Below are 342 nucleotides of genomic sequence, written 5' to 3'. Positions count from 1 at the left end.
CAGGTGCTCACGCTGCTCGGCCAGGGTGCGGCGGTCGGTGACGTCGGTGGAGATGCCGTCGACCAGCAGCCGGTCGCCCTCGGACCGGGGGGTGGCGCGGCTCCAGATCCACCGGGTGCGGCCGTCGATACCGGTGATGCGGTACTCGGCCTCGGCCGCCTGGCCGGAGGCGAGGGCGGCGGCGAAAGCGTCGTAGACCTCCCGGTCGTCGGGGCGGACGTAGCGGGACCGGAAGACGGCGGCCAGGTCGGTGTCGTGGACCTGGCCGCCGAGGATCCCGGCGGTGTTCGGCGACTGGTACACCGAGTGCACCCGTCCATCACCGGTGATCTCCCAGGTCCA

Annotated in this window: 1 protein-coding gene; it reads right to left on the bottom strand. The window is 72.8% G+C overall.

Annotation, left to right across the window (positions count from 1 at the left end; all coding sequences use genetic code 11):
• The coding region (locus tag ACFOWE_RS18390; RefSeq protein ID WP_377289370.1) for a PAS domain-containing protein at positions 1–342 on the bottom strand (342 nt) is incomplete at both ends.

Source organism: Planomonospora corallina (assembly GCF_042650625.1).
GTDB lineage: Bacteria > Actinomycetota > Actinomycetes > Streptosporangiales > Streptosporangiaceae > Planomonospora_B > Planomonospora_B corallina.
Note: the sequence above shows the minus strand (reverse complement) of the source record. Positions and strands in the feature narration are given on the sequence as shown.